This window comes from Mesorhizobium sp. LNHC221B00 (assembly GCF_000502935.1).
Taxonomy (GTDB): Bacteria; Pseudomonadota; Alphaproteobacteria; order Rhizobiales; family Rhizobiaceae; genus Mesorhizobium; species Mesorhizobium opportunistum.
On record NZ_AYWR01000015.1, the window covers coordinates 182,715 to 197,430 of the forward strand.

14 protein-coding genes, 1 tRNA gene and 1 pseudogene are annotated in these 14,716 nt (G+C 61.3%); 9 read left to right on the forward strand and 7 right to left on the reverse strand.

Annotated elements, in window-relative coordinates:
- Positions 1-46: 46 nt before the first annotated feature.
- Complete coding sequence (locus X741_RS146670) at positions 47-1,324, reverse strand: epoxide hydrolase family protein (RefSeq protein ID WP_348625693.1); 1,278 nt, start codon at positions 1,322-1,324, stop codon at positions 47-49.
- A gap of 407 nt (positions 1,325-1,731) precedes the next feature.
- Between X741_RS146670 and X741_RS146665 the strand changes: the two genes are divergently transcribed.
- From X741_RS146665 to X741_RS146660, 4 genes are all read left to right on the forward strand, one after another.
- Positions 1,732-2,418 carry a response regulator gene (locus X741_RS146665; RefSeq protein WP_051410491.1) on the forward strand — a complete coding sequence of 229 codons (687 nt, stop codon included), beginning with the start codon at positions 1,732-1,734 and terminating at the stop codon, positions 2,416-2,418.
- 619 nt (positions 2,419-3,037) lie between these two features.
- Complete coding sequence (locus X741_RS01000000167020) at positions 3,038-3,412, forward strand: DUF3489 domain-containing protein (RefSeq protein ID WP_245272754.1); 375 nt, start codon at positions 3,038-3,040, stop codon at positions 3,410-3,412.
- A 5-nt stretch (positions 3,413-3,417) separates the two neighbouring features.
- On the forward strand, positions 3,418-3,924 hold the full coding sequence (locus X741_RS1000000168835; protein WP_031250256.1) for a DUF2924 domain-containing protein: 507 nt from the start codon (positions 3,418-3,420) through the stop codon (positions 3,922-3,924).
- Entirely contained in the window at positions 3,921-5,609 is a 1,689-nt protein-coding gene (locus tag X741_RS146660; protein WP_031250257.1) for a recombinase family protein, read from the forward strand. The genes X741_RS1000000168835 and X741_RS146660 overlap by 4 nt, the downstream gene beginning before the upstream one ends.
- 214 nt (positions 5,610-5,823) lie before the next feature.
- Here X741_RS146660 and X741_RS146655 read toward each other — a convergent pair.
- A tRNA-Ile gene (locus X741_RS146655) sits at positions 5,824-5,899 on the reverse strand.
- A gap of 134 nt (positions 5,900-6,033) precedes the next feature.
- On the opposite strand from X741_RS146655, the gene X741_RS146650 reads away from it, so the two are divergent.
- Positions 6,034-6,744: an SIMPL domain-containing protein gene (locus tag X741_RS146650; RefSeq protein ID WP_023779084.1), complete on the forward strand. Its 711-nt coding sequence runs from the start codon at positions 6,034-6,036 to the stop codon at positions 6,742-6,744.
- A gap of 166 nt (positions 6,745-6,910) precedes the next feature.
- Here X741_RS146650 and X741_RS01000000167025 read toward each other — a convergent pair whose 3' ends face one another.
- Positions 6,911-7,282, reverse strand: coding sequence for a hypothetical protein (locus X741_RS01000000167025; RefSeq protein ID WP_023767079.1), 372 nt, complete (start codon positions 7,280-7,282; stop codon positions 6,911-6,913).
- 208 nt (positions 7,283-7,490) lie between these two features.
- Positions 7,491-8,013 (reverse strand): annotated as a pseudogene (locus X741_RS1000000171545) (YcgN family cysteine cluster protein).
- Positions 8,014-9,145: 1,132 nt separating this feature from the next.
- Here X741_RS1000000171545 and X741_RS1000000171120 point away from each other — a divergent pair.
- The 3 genes from X741_RS1000000171120 to X741_RS1000000171125 all read left to right on the forward strand — a co-directional run bounded on the left by X741_RS1000000171120 (position 9,146) and on the right by X741_RS1000000171125 (position 11,498).
- On the forward strand, positions 9,146-10,612 hold the full coding sequence (locus X741_RS1000000171120; RefSeq protein ID WP_023779086.1) for an OmpA family protein: 1,467 nt from the start codon (positions 9,146-9,148) through the stop codon (positions 10,610-10,612).
- Between the two features lie 461 nt (positions 10,613-11,073).
- Positions 11,074-11,310, forward strand: coding sequence for a type II toxin-antitoxin system ParD family antitoxin (locus tag X741_RS146640; protein ID WP_023779087.1), 237 nt, complete (start codon positions 11,074-11,076; stop codon positions 11,308-11,310).
- Positions 11,307-11,498: a type II toxin-antitoxin system RelE/ParE family toxin gene (locus X741_RS1000000171125; protein ID WP_051410487.1), complete on the forward strand. Its 192-nt coding sequence runs from the start codon at positions 11,307-11,309 to the stop codon at positions 11,496-11,498. Before X741_RS146640 ends, X741_RS1000000171125 begins: the two co-directional genes overlap by 4 nt.
- A 100-nt stretch (positions 11,499-11,598) precedes the next feature.
- On the opposite strand, the gene X741_RS146635 is transcribed toward X741_RS1000000171125, so the two are convergent.
- Positions 11,599-12,465, reverse strand: coding sequence for an NAD(P)-dependent oxidoreductase (locus tag X741_RS146635; RefSeq protein ID WP_023779088.1), 867 nt, complete (start codon positions 12,463-12,465; stop codon positions 11,599-11,601).
- Between the two features lie 102 nt (positions 12,466-12,567).
- On the opposite strand from X741_RS146635, the gene X741_RS146630 reads away from it, so the two are divergent.
- Positions 12,568-12,906: a type II toxin-antitoxin system VapB family antitoxin gene (locus X741_RS146630; protein WP_245272756.1), complete on the forward strand. Its 339-nt coding sequence runs from the start codon at positions 12,568-12,570 to the stop codon at positions 12,904-12,906.
- 118 nt (positions 12,907-13,024) lie between these two features.
- On the opposite strand, the gene X741_RS146625 is transcribed toward X741_RS146630, so the two are convergent.
- On the reverse strand, positions 13,025-13,657 hold the full coding sequence (locus X741_RS146625; RefSeq protein ID WP_023779090.1) for a helix-turn-helix transcriptional regulator: 633 nt from the start codon (positions 13,655-13,657) through the stop codon (positions 13,025-13,027).
- 8 nt (positions 13,658-13,665) lie between these two features.
- Entirely contained in the window at positions 13,666-14,538 is an 873-nt protein-coding gene (locus X741_RS146620) for a S1C family serine protease (RefSeq protein WP_023779091.1), read from the reverse strand.
- Positions 14,539-14,716 lie beyond the last annotated feature (178 nt).

The following is a 14,716-nucleotide window of genomic DNA, read 5'->3' on the forward strand; positions in this document are numbered from 1 at the left end:
AGTTGTCCTGGGAGGAAAGCGGGGCGGCGAACCGCCCCTGCTCCTGTCAAATGAGCTGCCGCAGCGGCTTGAATGCCGCCCTGAGTTCAGCAGAGAAGATCTTCGGCTGTTCCCACGCCGCAAAGTGCCCCCCAACCTCAAGCTTGTTGTAGTAGATCAGCTTGGGATAGGCCTTCTCGGCCCAGTTGCGCGGGCAGAGATCGATCTCGTCAGGGAATGAACTGATCGCGACCGGGATTGTAACGCCTTTGATACCAAAGTACGTGGCCTTGTTTTCCCAATAGAGACGGGCTCCGGATATCGCTGTGTTCGTTAGCCAAGCGATTGTGACGTTGTCGAGAACATCGTCCCGGGTCAGGCCCGCACTCTCGCCGGCGAACACCCGTGAGATCAGCGCATAGCTCCATGCGTCATGATCAAGGAAGTAAGCTGCCAGCCCAACTGGAGAATCCGCAATGCCGTAGAGAGTCTGCGGACGCAATCCCATTTGGTAGCCGTAGGCAACGCCCTTGCTGTAGACGAACTTCAGACGCTCAAAGGCGTGCATCTCTTCTGCCGACAGGCCGTCTGGCGCCGGCCCGCCGGTGGCTGCCGCTTTGTCGACTTCCGGCGGTACTGCCCCTGGCATATTGACGTGGATGCCGAGCAATTCCGGCGGCGCCTGGAGCCCCATCTGTTCGGTCACCACAGACCCCCAGTCGCCGCCCTGCGCGACGAATTTGCTGTACCCGAGGCGTTTCATCAGCTCAGTCCAGGCATGCCCGATGCGGGCGGTATCCCAGCCTGTCGAACTCGGTCTGGCGGAATAGCCATATCCTGGCATAGACGGGATGACCACATCGAAGGCCTCCGCCGCACTGCCGCCATGGGCGGTTGGATTGACCAACGGATCGATGATCTTTAACTGCTCGATGATCGAACCTGGCCATCCATGGGTGACGATGATCGGGAGCGCATTCTCGTGCTTTGAACGAACATGGATGAAATGGATGTCGAGTCCATCGATCTCCGTGATGAAATTCGGCAAGGCATTCAGCCGTGCTTCGATCTTGCGCCAGTCGTACTCGTTCGCCCAGTAGTGGGCGAGCTTCTGGATCGTCGCGAGCTGCACACCTTGCGATGCGTCCGTGACCGTCTCCGCTTCGGGCCAGCGCGTCTCGGAAACGCGGCGGCGGAGTTCAACCAAATCCTTGTCCGGGAAAGTCATGCTGAAGGGGCGGATGGACTCGCCGCCTGCCGCTGCGTTGAGTCTGCTCGGAAGTGCACTGATAACTCCTGCGGCGGCCGTGGCTGCAAGTATTTCGCGTCGTGACAATGATGACATGATGTCCTCCATAGCTACCTGAACCATTTCAGGTACGAGACGACGATCAACCGTAAGTCGACGCGCATCTATTGTACGAAGGTTTCGACTATACCTGCGTATAGGTTTTATGATTGCTCATAGGGCGTACCCATATATTGCGCAAGAGAACAAGCCTCGCGCTCTGGACAATTGCTCGATTTCCGAGGCTCAACGGTGCCCGTACCCGCAACAGCGGCGTACAGATTTTAACAACGTATAACAAGCTATCCAGCGCCGTTTGAGCAAACGTCCCGTTGTACCCGGCGGATGCCGCCCGAACACGGATAGAGGCACTCCACCAATAGCCACCCAATCGCATCTAAGGAAAATCCTTGCGACTGGTGGGCTGCGTGTCAAACAACGTTATGACCATGGAGGACCTGATAATGCTTGGAACTTCCACGCCTGATGATCTTTGCAACTGCGAAAAGCCGGTCGTATTCGTATTAGATGACGACTTGTCTGTGCGTGAATCGTTGGACTTGCTTGTCCGCTCAGGTGGCTGGATGCCAGAGACGTTCGAAACGGCGGAAGCTTTTCTTTATCGAGCGAAGGCCCTTGTTCCAAACTGCCTGATCTTGGATATCACCCTCCCCGATTTTAATGGATTGGATCTGCAGGCACTTTTCTCGGTAGAGCGAATTGAAATGCCAATCATTTTCGTGACTGGACATGCCGATGTGCCGCTGGCTGTCAAAGCGATGAAGGGCGGTGCCGTCGATTTCTTGACCAAGCCATTCAGTGAAGAGGCACTGTTGCAGGCAGTCGAGCAGGCACTCGAGCGGAGCAAGGAAGCGCTCGCGCTTGCCTCGAGCATGCGAGCGGCCAGTGATTGCTACGGGTCGCTTAGCCGACGTGAAAAGGAGGTCATGGATCTGGTTGTCGTGGGTCTAATGAACAAGCAGATAGGATACGAGCTCGGCATCAGCGAGATTACGGTTAAGGTGCATCGAGGCCAGGCGATGCGAAAAATGAAAGCCAGGTCGCTTCCAGAATTGGTCAAGATATCTTCAATCTTAGGCAGCCGTCGCCAAATCCCATCGCCGCATTCGAATATGGAAACTCGAGCGTGACTTCCATCCCACTCGCCCCTGCTCGATTACGCAAAGGTGTGGATTTCGTTGGCTATGGACAGATCGATTTCCGCGTTGATGCTGACGCCGGTCGGTAGCGCTAAACCGTTTTTGGCGGCTATAGGTGATGATTTTACTAGGGACGAGGACATCCTGACGAAGCGAAAGCACTGCTGCACCCAGTGCTCGAGCAATTTGCGGAGGGGTCGAAACTGCGGATCGAAAAGCGGCCGAAACGGCTGCTTGCAGCATCGGGCTAGCGCAGCGAACTGGGACAGTAGGGATCAGCCCCCTGAACGAGGCCGGTATGGTCGTTTAATGATCAACCTCAAACTAGGCCGGGATCATCGGCAATGTCCGCTTCTGGCAATACTAGCGGGAACGCGAATGACCGACATGAGGCGCAAAGCAGCCCTCCCTCCCTCCGCCGGGAACTGCGTCGCATAACCGCGCGGGAGCGACATTCGACTGGACTTCATACGGCAACGAAGCATTGGTGTTCCCAGCGCACCAGAAAGCGGCGAATAAGACCGAGCAAGATCTCCAGCCCGCCAGGACAGCGGGCTTCAGCCAGTACAAGCGCCGGAATGGTCCGGGTTTGCACTGATGGAGCTTTCAAATGGCTATGCTCAATAACACCACCGCCAAGGCCGACAACACCGAAGCAGGCGAAACGGCGTCCAGCGTCGACAACAGCACCCCAAACCGGAAGCTGCGCGAGAAGTCCGGTGTGACCGTCTCGGTGATCGTAAAGCAGGCAAAGGACGTAGCGCCCGCAGGGCCAACCAAAACCGACATCGTCATCAAGAAGCTGAAGTCGGCCAAAGGCGTTACCATCCAGTCCTTGATCGATGCGACGGGGTGGCAGGCGCACTCCATGCGGGGCTTCCTCTCCGGCACCGTCAAGAAGAAGCTAGGCCACGAAATCCTCAGCGAAACCGGCAAGGACGGACAACGGCGATATCGCATTGTCGAAGCGAAGACCGCCGGTTGACCTCGATGCGCAAGCGGCTCGATCTAGATAGTGAGATCGCCGGAGTCGGCGATCTCACGCGCGACGAACTATCTGCGGCCTGGGCAACCGCCTACGGCTGTCTCCCACCCAAAGGGGTCAAACGCGGTTTGCTTGAACGATCGACTGCCTGGCACCTCCAGGCAAAGCGTTTGGGTGGTTTGACTTCGACCGTCAAGAAAACACTGGGGACAGGCAACGCAGGCCGGACCAACGTGAATGCTGCCCAGGCGAGCAAAACTGGGCCGGATAGCCAGGATGAAGTTCCATCGCTCCGCCCCGCATCATCGGATAGGGCATCAATCTCGCTGCCACGATCTCTTCCGCCAAAAGCCGGCTCCCGCCTGATGCGGGAATGGAATGGCCAGATGCATATCGTCGAGGTTGTCGACGACGGCTTCGTGCTTGACGGCACGACGTACGCATCGCTGTCGGCAGTCGCCCGCCGCATCACCGGCGCCCATTGGTCTGGCCCGAGGTTCTTTGGGCTATGACAGCAATTCCTCGCCTCAACTGTGCCATCTACACGCGAAAGTCGACGGAAGAGGGATTGGAGCAGGAATTCAATTCGCTCGATGCCCAACGCGAAGCCTGCGTCGCCTTCATCGCATCTCAGGTCGGTCTCGGCTGGAAGCTGGTGCCAGACCACTATGGCGATGGCGGCATCTCGGGCGGCACGATGGAGCGCCCTGCCCTGCAGCGTCTGCTGCAAGACATCCGGGACAAAAAGGTCGATGTTGTGGTGGTCTACAAGATCGATCGCCTTACCCGTTCGCTGATGGACTTCTCCAAGATCGTCGAGATCTTCGATGCCAGCTCCGTCTCGTTTGTCTCGGTAACGCAGCAGTTCAACACCACCACCTCTATGGGCAGGCTTACGCTCAACGTGCTTCTGTCCTTTGCTCAGTTCGAGCGGGAGGTCACGGCCGAGCGTATCCGGGACAAGATCGCTGCATCGAAGAAGAAAGGCATGTGGATGGGTGGCGTGGTGCCCTTGGGCTACCGCGTCGAGTACCGCAAGCTGGTGATCGACGAAACCGAAGCGCAGACAGTCAGACACCTGTTCGACCGCTATCTCGCCCTGAAGTCGGTCCGAGATCTTGTCGACGAGGTTGCGGCCGATGGGCTTTCGAAACGGACGCGACAACGCGAAGACGGATCAGTTGCCGTCACCATGCCCTTTGGTCGAGGCAACCTTTACCACCTTCTTTCAAACCCGATCTACATCGGCAAGATCAGGCATAAGGAACAAGTCTACGATGGAGAGCACGAGCGGATTGTCACGTCCGCAACGTTCGAGGCGGTCCAGACACTCCTTGTCTCTCAGGCGCCGCGGCGGCGAAGCCAGGCGAATGTCACGCAAGCGCATTTGCTTACCGGTTTGCTCTTCGATGAAGCCGGCGAGAAACTGCGATCGGTTCATGCCAACAAGCAAGGTGTTCGCTACCGCTACTATGTCTCAAAGCAATTCGTCGACCAGCGCCGAAACGGGTCCGATGGCTGGCGTCTTGCAGCGCAGGCACTTGAATCAGTTGTTGAGCATCGCCTGAATCGGATTCTGAGCGACCATGCCCAACTGTCTGATTGGATTCGGCAATGGGCCGGCGCTGGCGAAATCCTGTCGGCGATGCGGCGAGCCGATGAGATGCGGTCGTGTTGGGTTTCAGACAGTGCATACGCGAAGCGATCCATGCTTCAAAAGATCGTTCGCAAGATCACCCTCAAACCGGGATCATTGACCATCGAAGTGGATCACCGCTCGCTCTCGGAATTGCTTCTCGACCGGACACTGCCACCAAACGAGGGCGCCCAGCTAGCTTCCATCGAATGCCCAATCGGTATGAAGCGGCGCGGCGTCGAAACGCGGATCTTGCTTACAGACGGATCTAACATAAGCCGAGAACCCGATGGTGCTTTGATCGACCTTCTGCGTCGAGCGCACTTATACCTCGGTCAGATTACCGACGGAGCCCACCGAAGCCTCACCGACGTTGCCATGCTAAACGGCACCGATACATCCGAGGTCAGCCGCCTCCTGCCTTTCGCTTTCCTCGCTCCTAAAATTGCGGCCAACATCGTTGCAGGTGATCTGCCTGTTGAATTAACGGCGCACCGGCTGTCCCGATTGTCGGACCTCCCCCTTGCCTGGGCTGACCAGGCTTCACTCCTTGGCTTCTAACCATCCGGCGAGCATCTCGCTGATCAGTCGACCATCGCTTTGGCAAACACTTGGCTACGGAATTCGCCGACAGAGACGGACGACTAAAAGTCAGGTGTTTTGGGCGTTCACTACGGCGTCTCAGCCAAGTGTTGCCCACTACTCGGCGCTAACCCACGGAAATGTCGGAGTTATTCCGAGACGGTCGAAAACCCCAAAAAACGGGGGGACTGGATGGTGGGCCCGGAGGGACTCGAACCCCCAACCAAGCGGTTATGAGCCGCCGGCTCTAACCATTGAGCTACAGGCCCCACGCGCGCTGGATTAATGTTTTTCGCATCGCGGCACAAGGCTTTCCCGACGGGCTTCCGCAGATCGCCCAAATCAACCCATAATCGCGCTCTACGCGACGCTTGCGACCTGATCGCAGACCAAGGAGATTTTCATGACCAGACATTTTTTGCCCCTCGCGCTCGCCGCTGCAGTCGCTTTCCCGGCGATGGCTGGAGCCACCGATTTGCCGACGCCGCCCCGTATCATCGTGTCGGGTGAAGGCGAAGCAACCATTGCTCCCGACCTGGCCCTTTTGACGCTAAGCGTCATGCGCGAGGCCAAGACCGCGCGCGCGGCACTCGACGCCAACAACGACGCCATGGCCGCCGTGATCGCCGCGATGAAGGCGGCCGGCATCAAGGACCGCGATCTCCAGACCGCGGGCATCCAGATCAATCCGCGTTACAACTACACCAACAAGCCGGACGGCAGCCAGGAGGCCGAACTCGTCGCCTATCAGGTGACGAACACGCTGTCGGTGCGCGTACGCGACGTCGACAAGACCGGCGAGATCCTCGACAAGGCGGTGTCGCTCGGCGTCAACCAGGGCGGCGGCATCGCCTTCACCAACGACAATCCGGCGGCCACCGTCACCGAAGCGCGCAAGAAGGCGGTCGCCGACGCCATGGCCAAGGCCAAGACGCTCGCCGAGGCGGCCGGCGTCAGCCTCGGCCGGGTGCTCGAGATCACGGATCAGAACATCAGGCCGGCACCAGTGCCGATCAACGCCAAGGCCTTCGATGCCGCGGCCGGCGCGGCTCCGGTACAGGCCGGCGAAAACGCCTACAACGTCCAGGTCACCGTTACCTTTGAACTGAAGTAACCCGGTCTGGTGATTCCATTGGCCGAGCCCACGCCCGGCCGTGGGATTGTCCGCCGGCGCATGAAAAACCCCGCGGGATCGCTCCCGCGGGGTTTTTTCGAGCCGCACCCGTCCGATTGGGAAAGGGGCTCCGCTAGGATCATGCCGCTACGACCAGACCTCCCGCTCAGCGGTTGATGATCGGGCAACCGCGCTCGTTGGCGAATACGATGACGACGCGGTCCCCATACTGGCGTCCCATGACCTTGACGACACGGCGGTTGGCGTCGACGATGCGGGCGCGATGCAGTCCCATACGCTCGGCCTTGTCGAGGGCCCGGTCCGGCGAACAGCCACGGCGCCAGCCGTCGCCGCGCCAGTCGTCGCGGCGCTCGTCACGGCGATGCCGGTATCCGTCGTCGCCGGCGTAGACGCCAAAGCGCGGATCGTTGTTGTTGCCGAAGCCGAGATAGAGGCTGTCGGCATGGGCGGGAATGGCCGCCAGCGTGCCGAGGCCGACCAGGGCCGAAAGGGCCGCCGTCTTGATCGTGGTGTACATGGTTCTCTCTCCTTGTTGCGGGCTTGCGCCCGTCCTCGTGAAACCGATGGTGGGAGAATGCACTAGCCTGTCTGAACTATTTACGAACTCGCCGTTCATCTGCGGTTCATGTGGCGGGAAAGGGAAAGCTTGGCCGGTTCTCCACCAATATGCCCCCCAAACGCCCTGCCCCGGTTCATGCTTCCGGCGCGCCTTGCGGTTATGAGCCTCAAGGCTCCTCGTCGAGCATATAGTCAAAATAATCCTCGGGCTCGGCGAGCTCGGTCTCGCTCGCCTTAACGCGGCCGCGCATCGAGATGCCGGCCTCGTGCACGGTCTCGGCACTGCCCGACACCAGCCGGTGCCACCAATAGAGGTCGCGGCCCTCTGCCACCAGCCGGTAGGCGCAGGTGCTGGGCAGCCAACTGANCCAGCCGGTGCCACCAATAGAGGTCGCGGCCCTCTGCCACCAGCCGGTAGGCGCAGGTGCTGGGCAGCCAACTGATGGTGCGCACGTTCTGCGACGTCAGGCCGACGCAATCGGGAACGCGCGCCAGCCGGTTGGCATAGTCGGCGCAGCGGCAAGTCTGCGCGTCGAACAGCCGGCAGCCGACGCTGGTCCAGTAGATCTCACCGGTATCCTCGTCCTCGAGCTTCGACAGGCAGCATTTGCCGCAGCCGTCGCAGAGCGATTCCCACTCGGCCGGACTCATCTCTTCCAGCGTCTTTGTTTTCCAGAACGGCGTTTCCATTTTGGGGATGTGGCCCCGGCGGAGGCCGAGGTCAAGCACCGCAATCGCCGCCAAAGCCGCTCCACCATAGGAAAAACATGAAGTTGCCTTCAAAACGCCGGTCAATCGTCCTTCGTTGCCGGTAATGCCCGCAAACCGGAACCAATATGGATGATGAAGGTTTGGGCAGGGATGGGACCCCACAAGGAGAAATTTCGATGAAACGCCAACCACGGATTCTGGCAGGCACAGCACTTGGCCTGTTGATGGCATCCGCGCCGTTGGGCGCATCCCCGCTTCAGGGAAGTGCCGCGTTCGGCTCCATGCAACGCGGCACCGCACCGTTGGTTCTGGCCCAGGCGGCTTGCGCCGAGGGCGAATCGGCCGAAGCCTGCGCACAGCAAGGGGAACAGAAGCCTGAGCGCAAGAAGCGCGAGCAGCAGCAGACCGAACAGGCACCCGCCGGCGAGGCTGCTCCCGCCACCGACGAACAGCAGCCGCGCAGGAAAAAACGCGACCAGCAGCAGCAGGCCGAACAGGCACCCGCCGGCGAAGCCGCTCCCGCCACCGACGAGCAGCAGCCGCGGAGAAAGAAGCGCGACCAGCAGCAACAGGCCGAACAGGCACCCGCCGGCGAAGCCGCTCCCGCCACGGACGAGCAGCAGCCGCGCAGGAAAAAGCGCGACCNAAGAAGCGCGACCAGCAGCAACAGGCCGAACAGGCACCCGCCGGCGAAGCCGCTCCCGCCACGGATGAGCAGCAGCCGCGCAGGAAGAAGCGCGACCAGCAGCAACAGGTCGAACAGGCACCCGCCGGCGAAGCTCCCGCCACCGACGAGCAGCAGCCGCGCAGGAAGAAGCGCGACCAGCAGCAACAGGTTGAACAGGCACCCGCCGGCGAAGCCGCTCCCGCCACGGACGAGCAGCAGCCGCGCAGGAAAAAGCGCGACCAGCAGCAACAGCAGACCGAGCAAGCGCCGGCCGGCGAAGCCGCTCCCGCCACGGACGAGCAGCAGCCACGCAGGAAAAAGCGCGATCAGCAGCAACAGCAGACCGAGCAGGCGCCGGCCGGCGAGGCAGCCCCCGCCAACGACAACCAGCCAGGCGAGAACCCGCGCAAGAAGCACAAGCAGGGCCAGCAAGAGGCCGCGCCCGTGCCCACCCCAAAGGAAGCTCCGGCCGAACAGCCGACACCCAAGGCGGAGCAGGCCCCTGCCGGCGAACAGGCTCCCGCCCAGGGCGAACAGCCCCAGGACAAGACGAAGAAGCACGGCAGGAAGCCGGCCGGCGAGCAGCCTGCAAACGGCGAGCAGCCTGCAAACGGGCAACAGCAGCAGACTGGCGAGCAGCCGGCAACGGGTGAACAGCCTGCCACCGGCGGCAAGGCCGCGCCTGTCCAAGGCGAAACCCCCGTGCAGGGCGAGGCACCCGCTGACAAGAACGCCGCCCCTATTCTCGACAGCCAGAAGGATGCCCGGCGCAAGGGTCGCGGCGAGAACGGCCAGGGCGGCAGGAAGCCGGCCAACCAGAATGGCGAGCAGAACGGTGATCAGCAGAATGGTGGCCAAAACGCTCAGCAAGGCACCGATCAGGGCCGCAAGCCCGTGGTCGCTCCTGTCGACCAGGGTCCGCCACCCACCGACGACAAGTCGGCCCAGCAGGCAATCCAGCCTGAAAAAATCGCCCCGGTGACGGAGGAAAAGGGCAAGCGCGTAGAGCGAGCACCCGATGAGAACGTCCGCGACCGCCAGCGTCCGAAAGGCGTCAATGTCGTCAGGGAACTCGGCGATCGCGTCATCCTGCAGTTCAACAACCAGACATTCGTCCAAAGCAATGATGCCCCGCGCATGACCCGCGGCGCCAGGAACGTGTACTATGAGGATCTGTCGGGCGATCGCACCCGGGAAGTCGTCGAACGTGACAACGGTGTCCGGATCGTCACCATCCGCAACCGTTATGGCGACGTCATCCAGCGTTCGCGCATTGCGCCGGATGGACGCGAATATGTGCTGAGCTATGTCGACGAGCGGCACTATGAGGATGAAAACGACTGGCGCGATCCCGGCGACGACCTGCCGCCGATGCGGCTGACCATTCCGCGCCGGGACTACATCCTGGATTCCGAGGATGTCGAAAGCGACGACGACTACTACACCTTCCTCGAACAGCCGCCGGTAGAGCGGGTCCAGCGTCTCTATTCGATCAACGAGGTCAAGCGTTCGGCGCGCGTGCGTGACATTGCGCGGCGCATCGACCTTGACACGCTGAACTTCGAATTCGGTTCGTCCTCGATTTCCGATACCGAGGTGCAGAAGCTGCAGGGCGTCGCCGACGCCATGGAGAAGCTTTTGAAGAAGAACCCGGCCGAAACCTTCCTGATCGAAGGCCATACCGACGCCGTCGGCACGCCGGAGGCAAACCTGGCCTTGTCGGATCGCCGCGCCGAAGCGGTTGCCGAAGCACTGACCAACGCCTTCGGCATCCCGGCGGAGAACCTGACGACGCAGGGCTATGGCGAGGAGTATCTGAAGGTCGACACCTCGGCGCCCAACCGCGAGAACCGGCGTGTCGCGATCCGCCGCATCACCCCGCTGGTGGCGCCGGTGGCCAGCAACAACTGACCCTGATCCGGAAAGATCATGGTCCATTAAATCTGTATTTCCAGGAGCTTGAGCCGGCTTCTGGAATCAGATCGGCAACAAGGCCCCATCCCGGAGAACCGGGATGGGCGGAAATGCGGACGACAGCCCGGGTTCAACAAGAATTGTCCGGGCATCAGGTCCGGCTCATTGAAGCGTGAGGTGGCCTACCCCAGATTCAGGACTGGGCGTTCCCTGCCCCGTCCCGACTCCAGCGGGACGCACTGAGCCCCGCCGGCCCTCTCCGGCGGGGTTTTTTGCTTCCGCAATTCGCCTTGCAAACCGCGGCGAGCTGACCGAAATACGGGTCCAGCATCGACGAGAGAAATCACCGCAACCAGCCCATGAAGCGGCAAGAAGGACGTGGCGTGAAGCCTCGCTCATCCGAGCGCTTGCTGGCATTCGGGTAAGTTGATACCATCTATTGGTATTGGAGACCCACCATGCCCAAGAACACCTCCGTCACCCTAGGCGACCAGTACGACGCCTTTATCCAGCGGCAGATAGCGAATGGCCGTTTTGGGTCGGCAAGCGAAACCGTTCGAGCCGGCCTTGGTCTTTTGGAAGAGCAAGAGCTAAAGCTGGAGCAACTCCGCTCCGCCATAGATGAAGGGGATATGTCAGGCGGTCCAGAGCCATTCGACTTCGACGCATTTCTAGAGTCGAAGAAGCGTGGATGAAGCGAACCGTCAGGTTCTCGCCGAAAGCGAAAGCAGATCTGGACCAGATTTGGGATCACTCCCTGAAAGAATGGGGGGCCGAGCGGGCGGAGGTCTATATCCGCACCATTCGCTCAATCATAAATTTGATAGACCAATTTCCGGCGATGGCAAAAAAACGCGGAGAATATTTCGGCCTGGTCTGTTGAAATATGCCGTTGGCTCTCACGTACTTTTTTTGCGAATTGCCGATCGATCAATCGACGTTGTACGCATTTTGCATCAGCGAATGGACTACCCAAGGCATCTTTAGAAGGTCGTCCTGATCTTCGTATTGGAATTCGCAAACACCTCGTCCGGCACAAAAAAGTCGCCGGCCAGCGGCCCGGTCGCGCCGGGCGCGTAAACCGAAAAGTCGCTGATCCCCTCGGCGCGCAGCACCTCTTCGTCGATATAGAAATTGCCTGACGTGTCGCGTGACGACCGCATGAAGATGGCATGCGCGGCATCGGCCATGATGTCTGGCGAACGGCTCATTGCCGCCACCGTCGCGCCGCCCAGAAGATTGCGCACCGCCGCCGTGTCGATGGTCGAGATCGGCCACAGCGAATTGACCGCGATGCCGTCCTTGGCGAATTCGGCGCTCATGCCCAGCGTGCACATCGACATGCCGAACTTGGCCATGGTGTAGGCGACGTGGTTCTTGAACCATTTAGCCTTCATGTCGAGCGGCGGCGCCAGATTCAGGATGTGAGGATTGCTGGCTAACTTCAGGTGCGGAATGCACATTTTAGACACCAGGAAGGTGCCGCGCGTGTTGATCTCATGCATCAGGTCGTAGCGCTTCATATCGGTCTCCAGCGTGCCGGTGAGCTGGATGGCGCTGGCATTGTTGACGCAGATATCGATGCCGCCGAATTTCTCCACGGTCTTCGCGACGGCTTCGGCGACCTGCGCCTCCTCGCGGATGTCGCACAGCATTGGCAGCGCCTTGCCGCCGGCCTGCTCGATTTCTTCAGCCGCGGTGTAGATCGTGCCCGGCAGCTTCGGATGCGGCTCGGCGGTCTTGGCGGCGATCGTCACATTGGCGCCGTCGCGCGCGGCGCGCAGCGCGATCGCCAGGCCGATGCCGCGCGACCCGCCGGAGATGAACAGCGTCTTTCCCTTGAGCGACATTTTTCCTCCGCCTGAACTGGTTCTTTGCGCGATCCTTGCCTGTGGCGCGGCGGGATACAAGTGCTTGCCACGGAAGGCGATGATGACGCTGCGGAGGGTCCTATGCACTGTTGGCTGCAAACGGTGGCGCTACAACAAATTTGGCATATTATTTCCCACCGAATGGCAGATCATCAAATGGCTTTGTTGATTGAGAATAGCGAAGTGGAGCAACTGGCGCGAGAGCTTGCCAGCAGCCGCGGCGTGTCCGTGACGGAGGCGATCCGGCAGAGCCTCGAAAACGAAATTACTCGTGAAAGCCCGATGTTCCGGCGAAAGGAGTCTGAGTTGATGAGGCTTTTGGAAATTTCAGAACAAGCAAGTCGGATACCAAAGCGCGATCACCCAATGACGGAAGATGAGATACTCGGTTACGACGAACTCGGAATTCCGACCAGATGATGAACACCTCGTTCGCGGCGTCGCGCTGCCCCTCACCTGCAGGCACTTCGTCCCCGTATAGTGCAAGGGGCAGTACTGACGCTTCCGATGATCGCCAAATCCGCCGGAAACATCGCTCCTAGACCAGCACCAGCCCCTGCCGCATCGCAATGGCGATGGCGTCAGTGCGGTTGGCCGCACCGAGTTTGATCAGGATCGCGGCGACATGGAACTTCGCCGTGTGCACGGAAATGTTGAGCCGGCGTGCGATCACCTTGTTGGGCGCGCCTTCGGCAAGCAGCGCCAGCACTTCCGCCTCGCGGGGAGACAGTGCCGGGCGGGCGGCGTGCTCGTCCGCTTCATCCTCGAACGGCTCGCCGTCGCCGGCATGGAAATCCTCATGGCGTCCGCCCCTGCCATCGCCCGAGACGCGATAACCGGCCGCCGCCAGCCGTGCCGCCGCGGCGATCAGCAAATCGTCCGCGTCCATTGGCATGACGGCAAACACCTCGCCGGCGGGCCGTTCGCCGCCGGCGCGTCCCGACAGCAGCACGCGCGGCATGGAGGCCGGCACGGCATCTCCGCTGCTCTCGTCGACGATGGCGACACCGGCCGTGCCGCCGCCAGCCACCACCGGCAGCAGGTCATCGGAGGCGGCAAGCGAGGCGGCCAGATGCTCGGCACGCGCGGCATCGGCAAGCGCGATCAGCACCACCAGCCGCCGCGAGGCGGCGCCGTCAGCCATGATCCGGTCGCCGGCGAGCGTTTCCATCGATCCTCTCAGCTCAGCGGTTTTTCGCCAATGGTCAATGTCACATCGCGCTGTTCGCCGCCACGCACCACGCCAAGGGTTACAGAAACCCCGGCGCTGTCGGGCCCGAGCCTGCGGATCAGGTCGCGCGGGCCGTGCACGGTCTCGCCGTTCCATGCCACGATGATGTCGCCCAGGGACAGGCCTGCGGCCTTGGCGGGGCCACTGTCGTCGAGGCTCATCACCATCGCGCCCTTGGCATCGCGGTCACGCACCGGATGCAGGCCGGCGCCGAGATAGCCGCGCGCGACATGCCCCTTTTCGCGCAAGGTGGCAACGGCTCGCTCGATCGTCTCGTAAGGCATGACCAGCGCGCGGCCGCGCGGACCGAACAACAGCATGCCGATCAGCGCGCCCTTGGCGTCCAGCACCGGGCCACCCTCGAAGCGGCCGCCGGCGCCGACGGCCAGATTGATGCGCCGGTCGATCGTGCCGCCGCGCATCGAGCGCCAGGCCGGACCGACTTCGCCGACCGAGCCCGATACGGCGAGCGCCGAGCCCTGGCTGCTGCCGATGGCTATGGCGATGTTCCCAGGCCGAACGGCATCGGCCCTCGCAAGTACAGGCGTCGTGGCGGTATCTGCGGGCCTCAGCAGCGCAACGCCCGTCGAAGGATCGCGGCCAACCAGCTCGGCCTTCACCGTCCCCCCAGAGGCCAGCGTCAGCTCGATCTCCTCGCCCGCCTCGACGGCCTCCTCGGCGGTGACGAAATAGCCGTCGCCCCAATGGAAGGCGCTTGCCGTGCGGTGATCGTGCGTGGCGAAGCTCGCCATTGCCGGCGCCGCCTTGGCGGCGAGATCGGCAATGGCTTGGGAAAACGCACTCAGATTGAAGTCGCTCATAGGGGTCTCCTGGGTTTCTCGCATGTCCCAGATATCGCGCGGCAGCACGCTGGAAGGTACTCGCCTGACGGCTAGTTGCCGGTTTGACTGGCCATCTGGTCAGGTCGCGGCGCTTCCAGCCGCTCCGCACATATAGTGCGTGTCGCCCAAAAGTGCTCAGCGGTTTCGGGAGAACGGC

Coding starts and splice junctions, on each gene's coding strand:
- X741_RS146670 (WP_348625693.1), bottom strand. CDS start 1,324: ATGTCATCATTGTCACGACGCGAAATACTTGCAGCCACGGCCGCCGCA.
- X741_RS146665 (WP_051410491.1), top strand. CDS start 1,732: ATGCTTGGAACTTCCACGCCTGATGATCTTTGCAACTGCGAAAAGCCG.
- X741_RS01000000167020 (WP_245272754.1), top strand. CDS start 3,038: ATGGCTATGCTCAATAACACCACCGCCAAGGCCGACAACACCGAAGCA.
- X741_RS1000000168835 (WP_031250256.1), top strand. CDS start 3,418: ATGCGCAAGCGGCTCGATCTAGATAGTGAGATCGCCGGAGTCGGCGAT.
- X741_RS146660 (WP_031250257.1), top strand. CDS start 3,921: ATGACAGCAATTCCTCGCCTCAACTGTGCCATCTACACGCGAAAGTCG.
- X741_RS146650 (WP_023779084.1), top strand. CDS start 6,034: ATGACCAGACATTTTTTGCCCCTCGCGCTCGCCGCTGCAGTCGCTTTC.
- X741_RS01000000167025 (WP_023767079.1), bottom strand. CDS start 7,282: ATGTACACCACGATCAAGACGGCGGCCCTTTCGGCCCTGGTCGGCCTC.
- X741_RS146640 (WP_023779087.1), top strand. CDS start 11,074: ATGCCCAAGAACACCTCCGTCACCCTAGGCGACCAGTACGACGCCTTT.
- X741_RS1000000171125 (WP_051410487.1), top strand. CDS start 11,307: ATGAAGCGAACCGTCAGGTTCTCGCCGAAAGCGAAAGCAGATCTGGAC.
- X741_RS146635 (WP_023779088.1), bottom strand. CDS start 12,465: ATGTCGCTCAAGGGAAAGACGCTGTTCATCTCCGGCGGGTCGCGCGGC.
- X741_RS146630 (WP_245272756.1), top strand. CDS start 12,568: ATGCACTGTTGGCTGCAAACGGTGGCGCTACAACAAATTTGGCATATT.
- X741_RS146625 (WP_023779090.1), bottom strand. CDS start 13,657: ATGGAAACGCTCGCCGGCGACCGGATCATGGCTGACGGCGCCGCCTCG.
- X741_RS146620 (WP_023779091.1), bottom strand. CDS start 14,538: ATGAGCGACTTCAATCTGAGTGCGTTTTCCCAAGCCATTGCCGATCTC.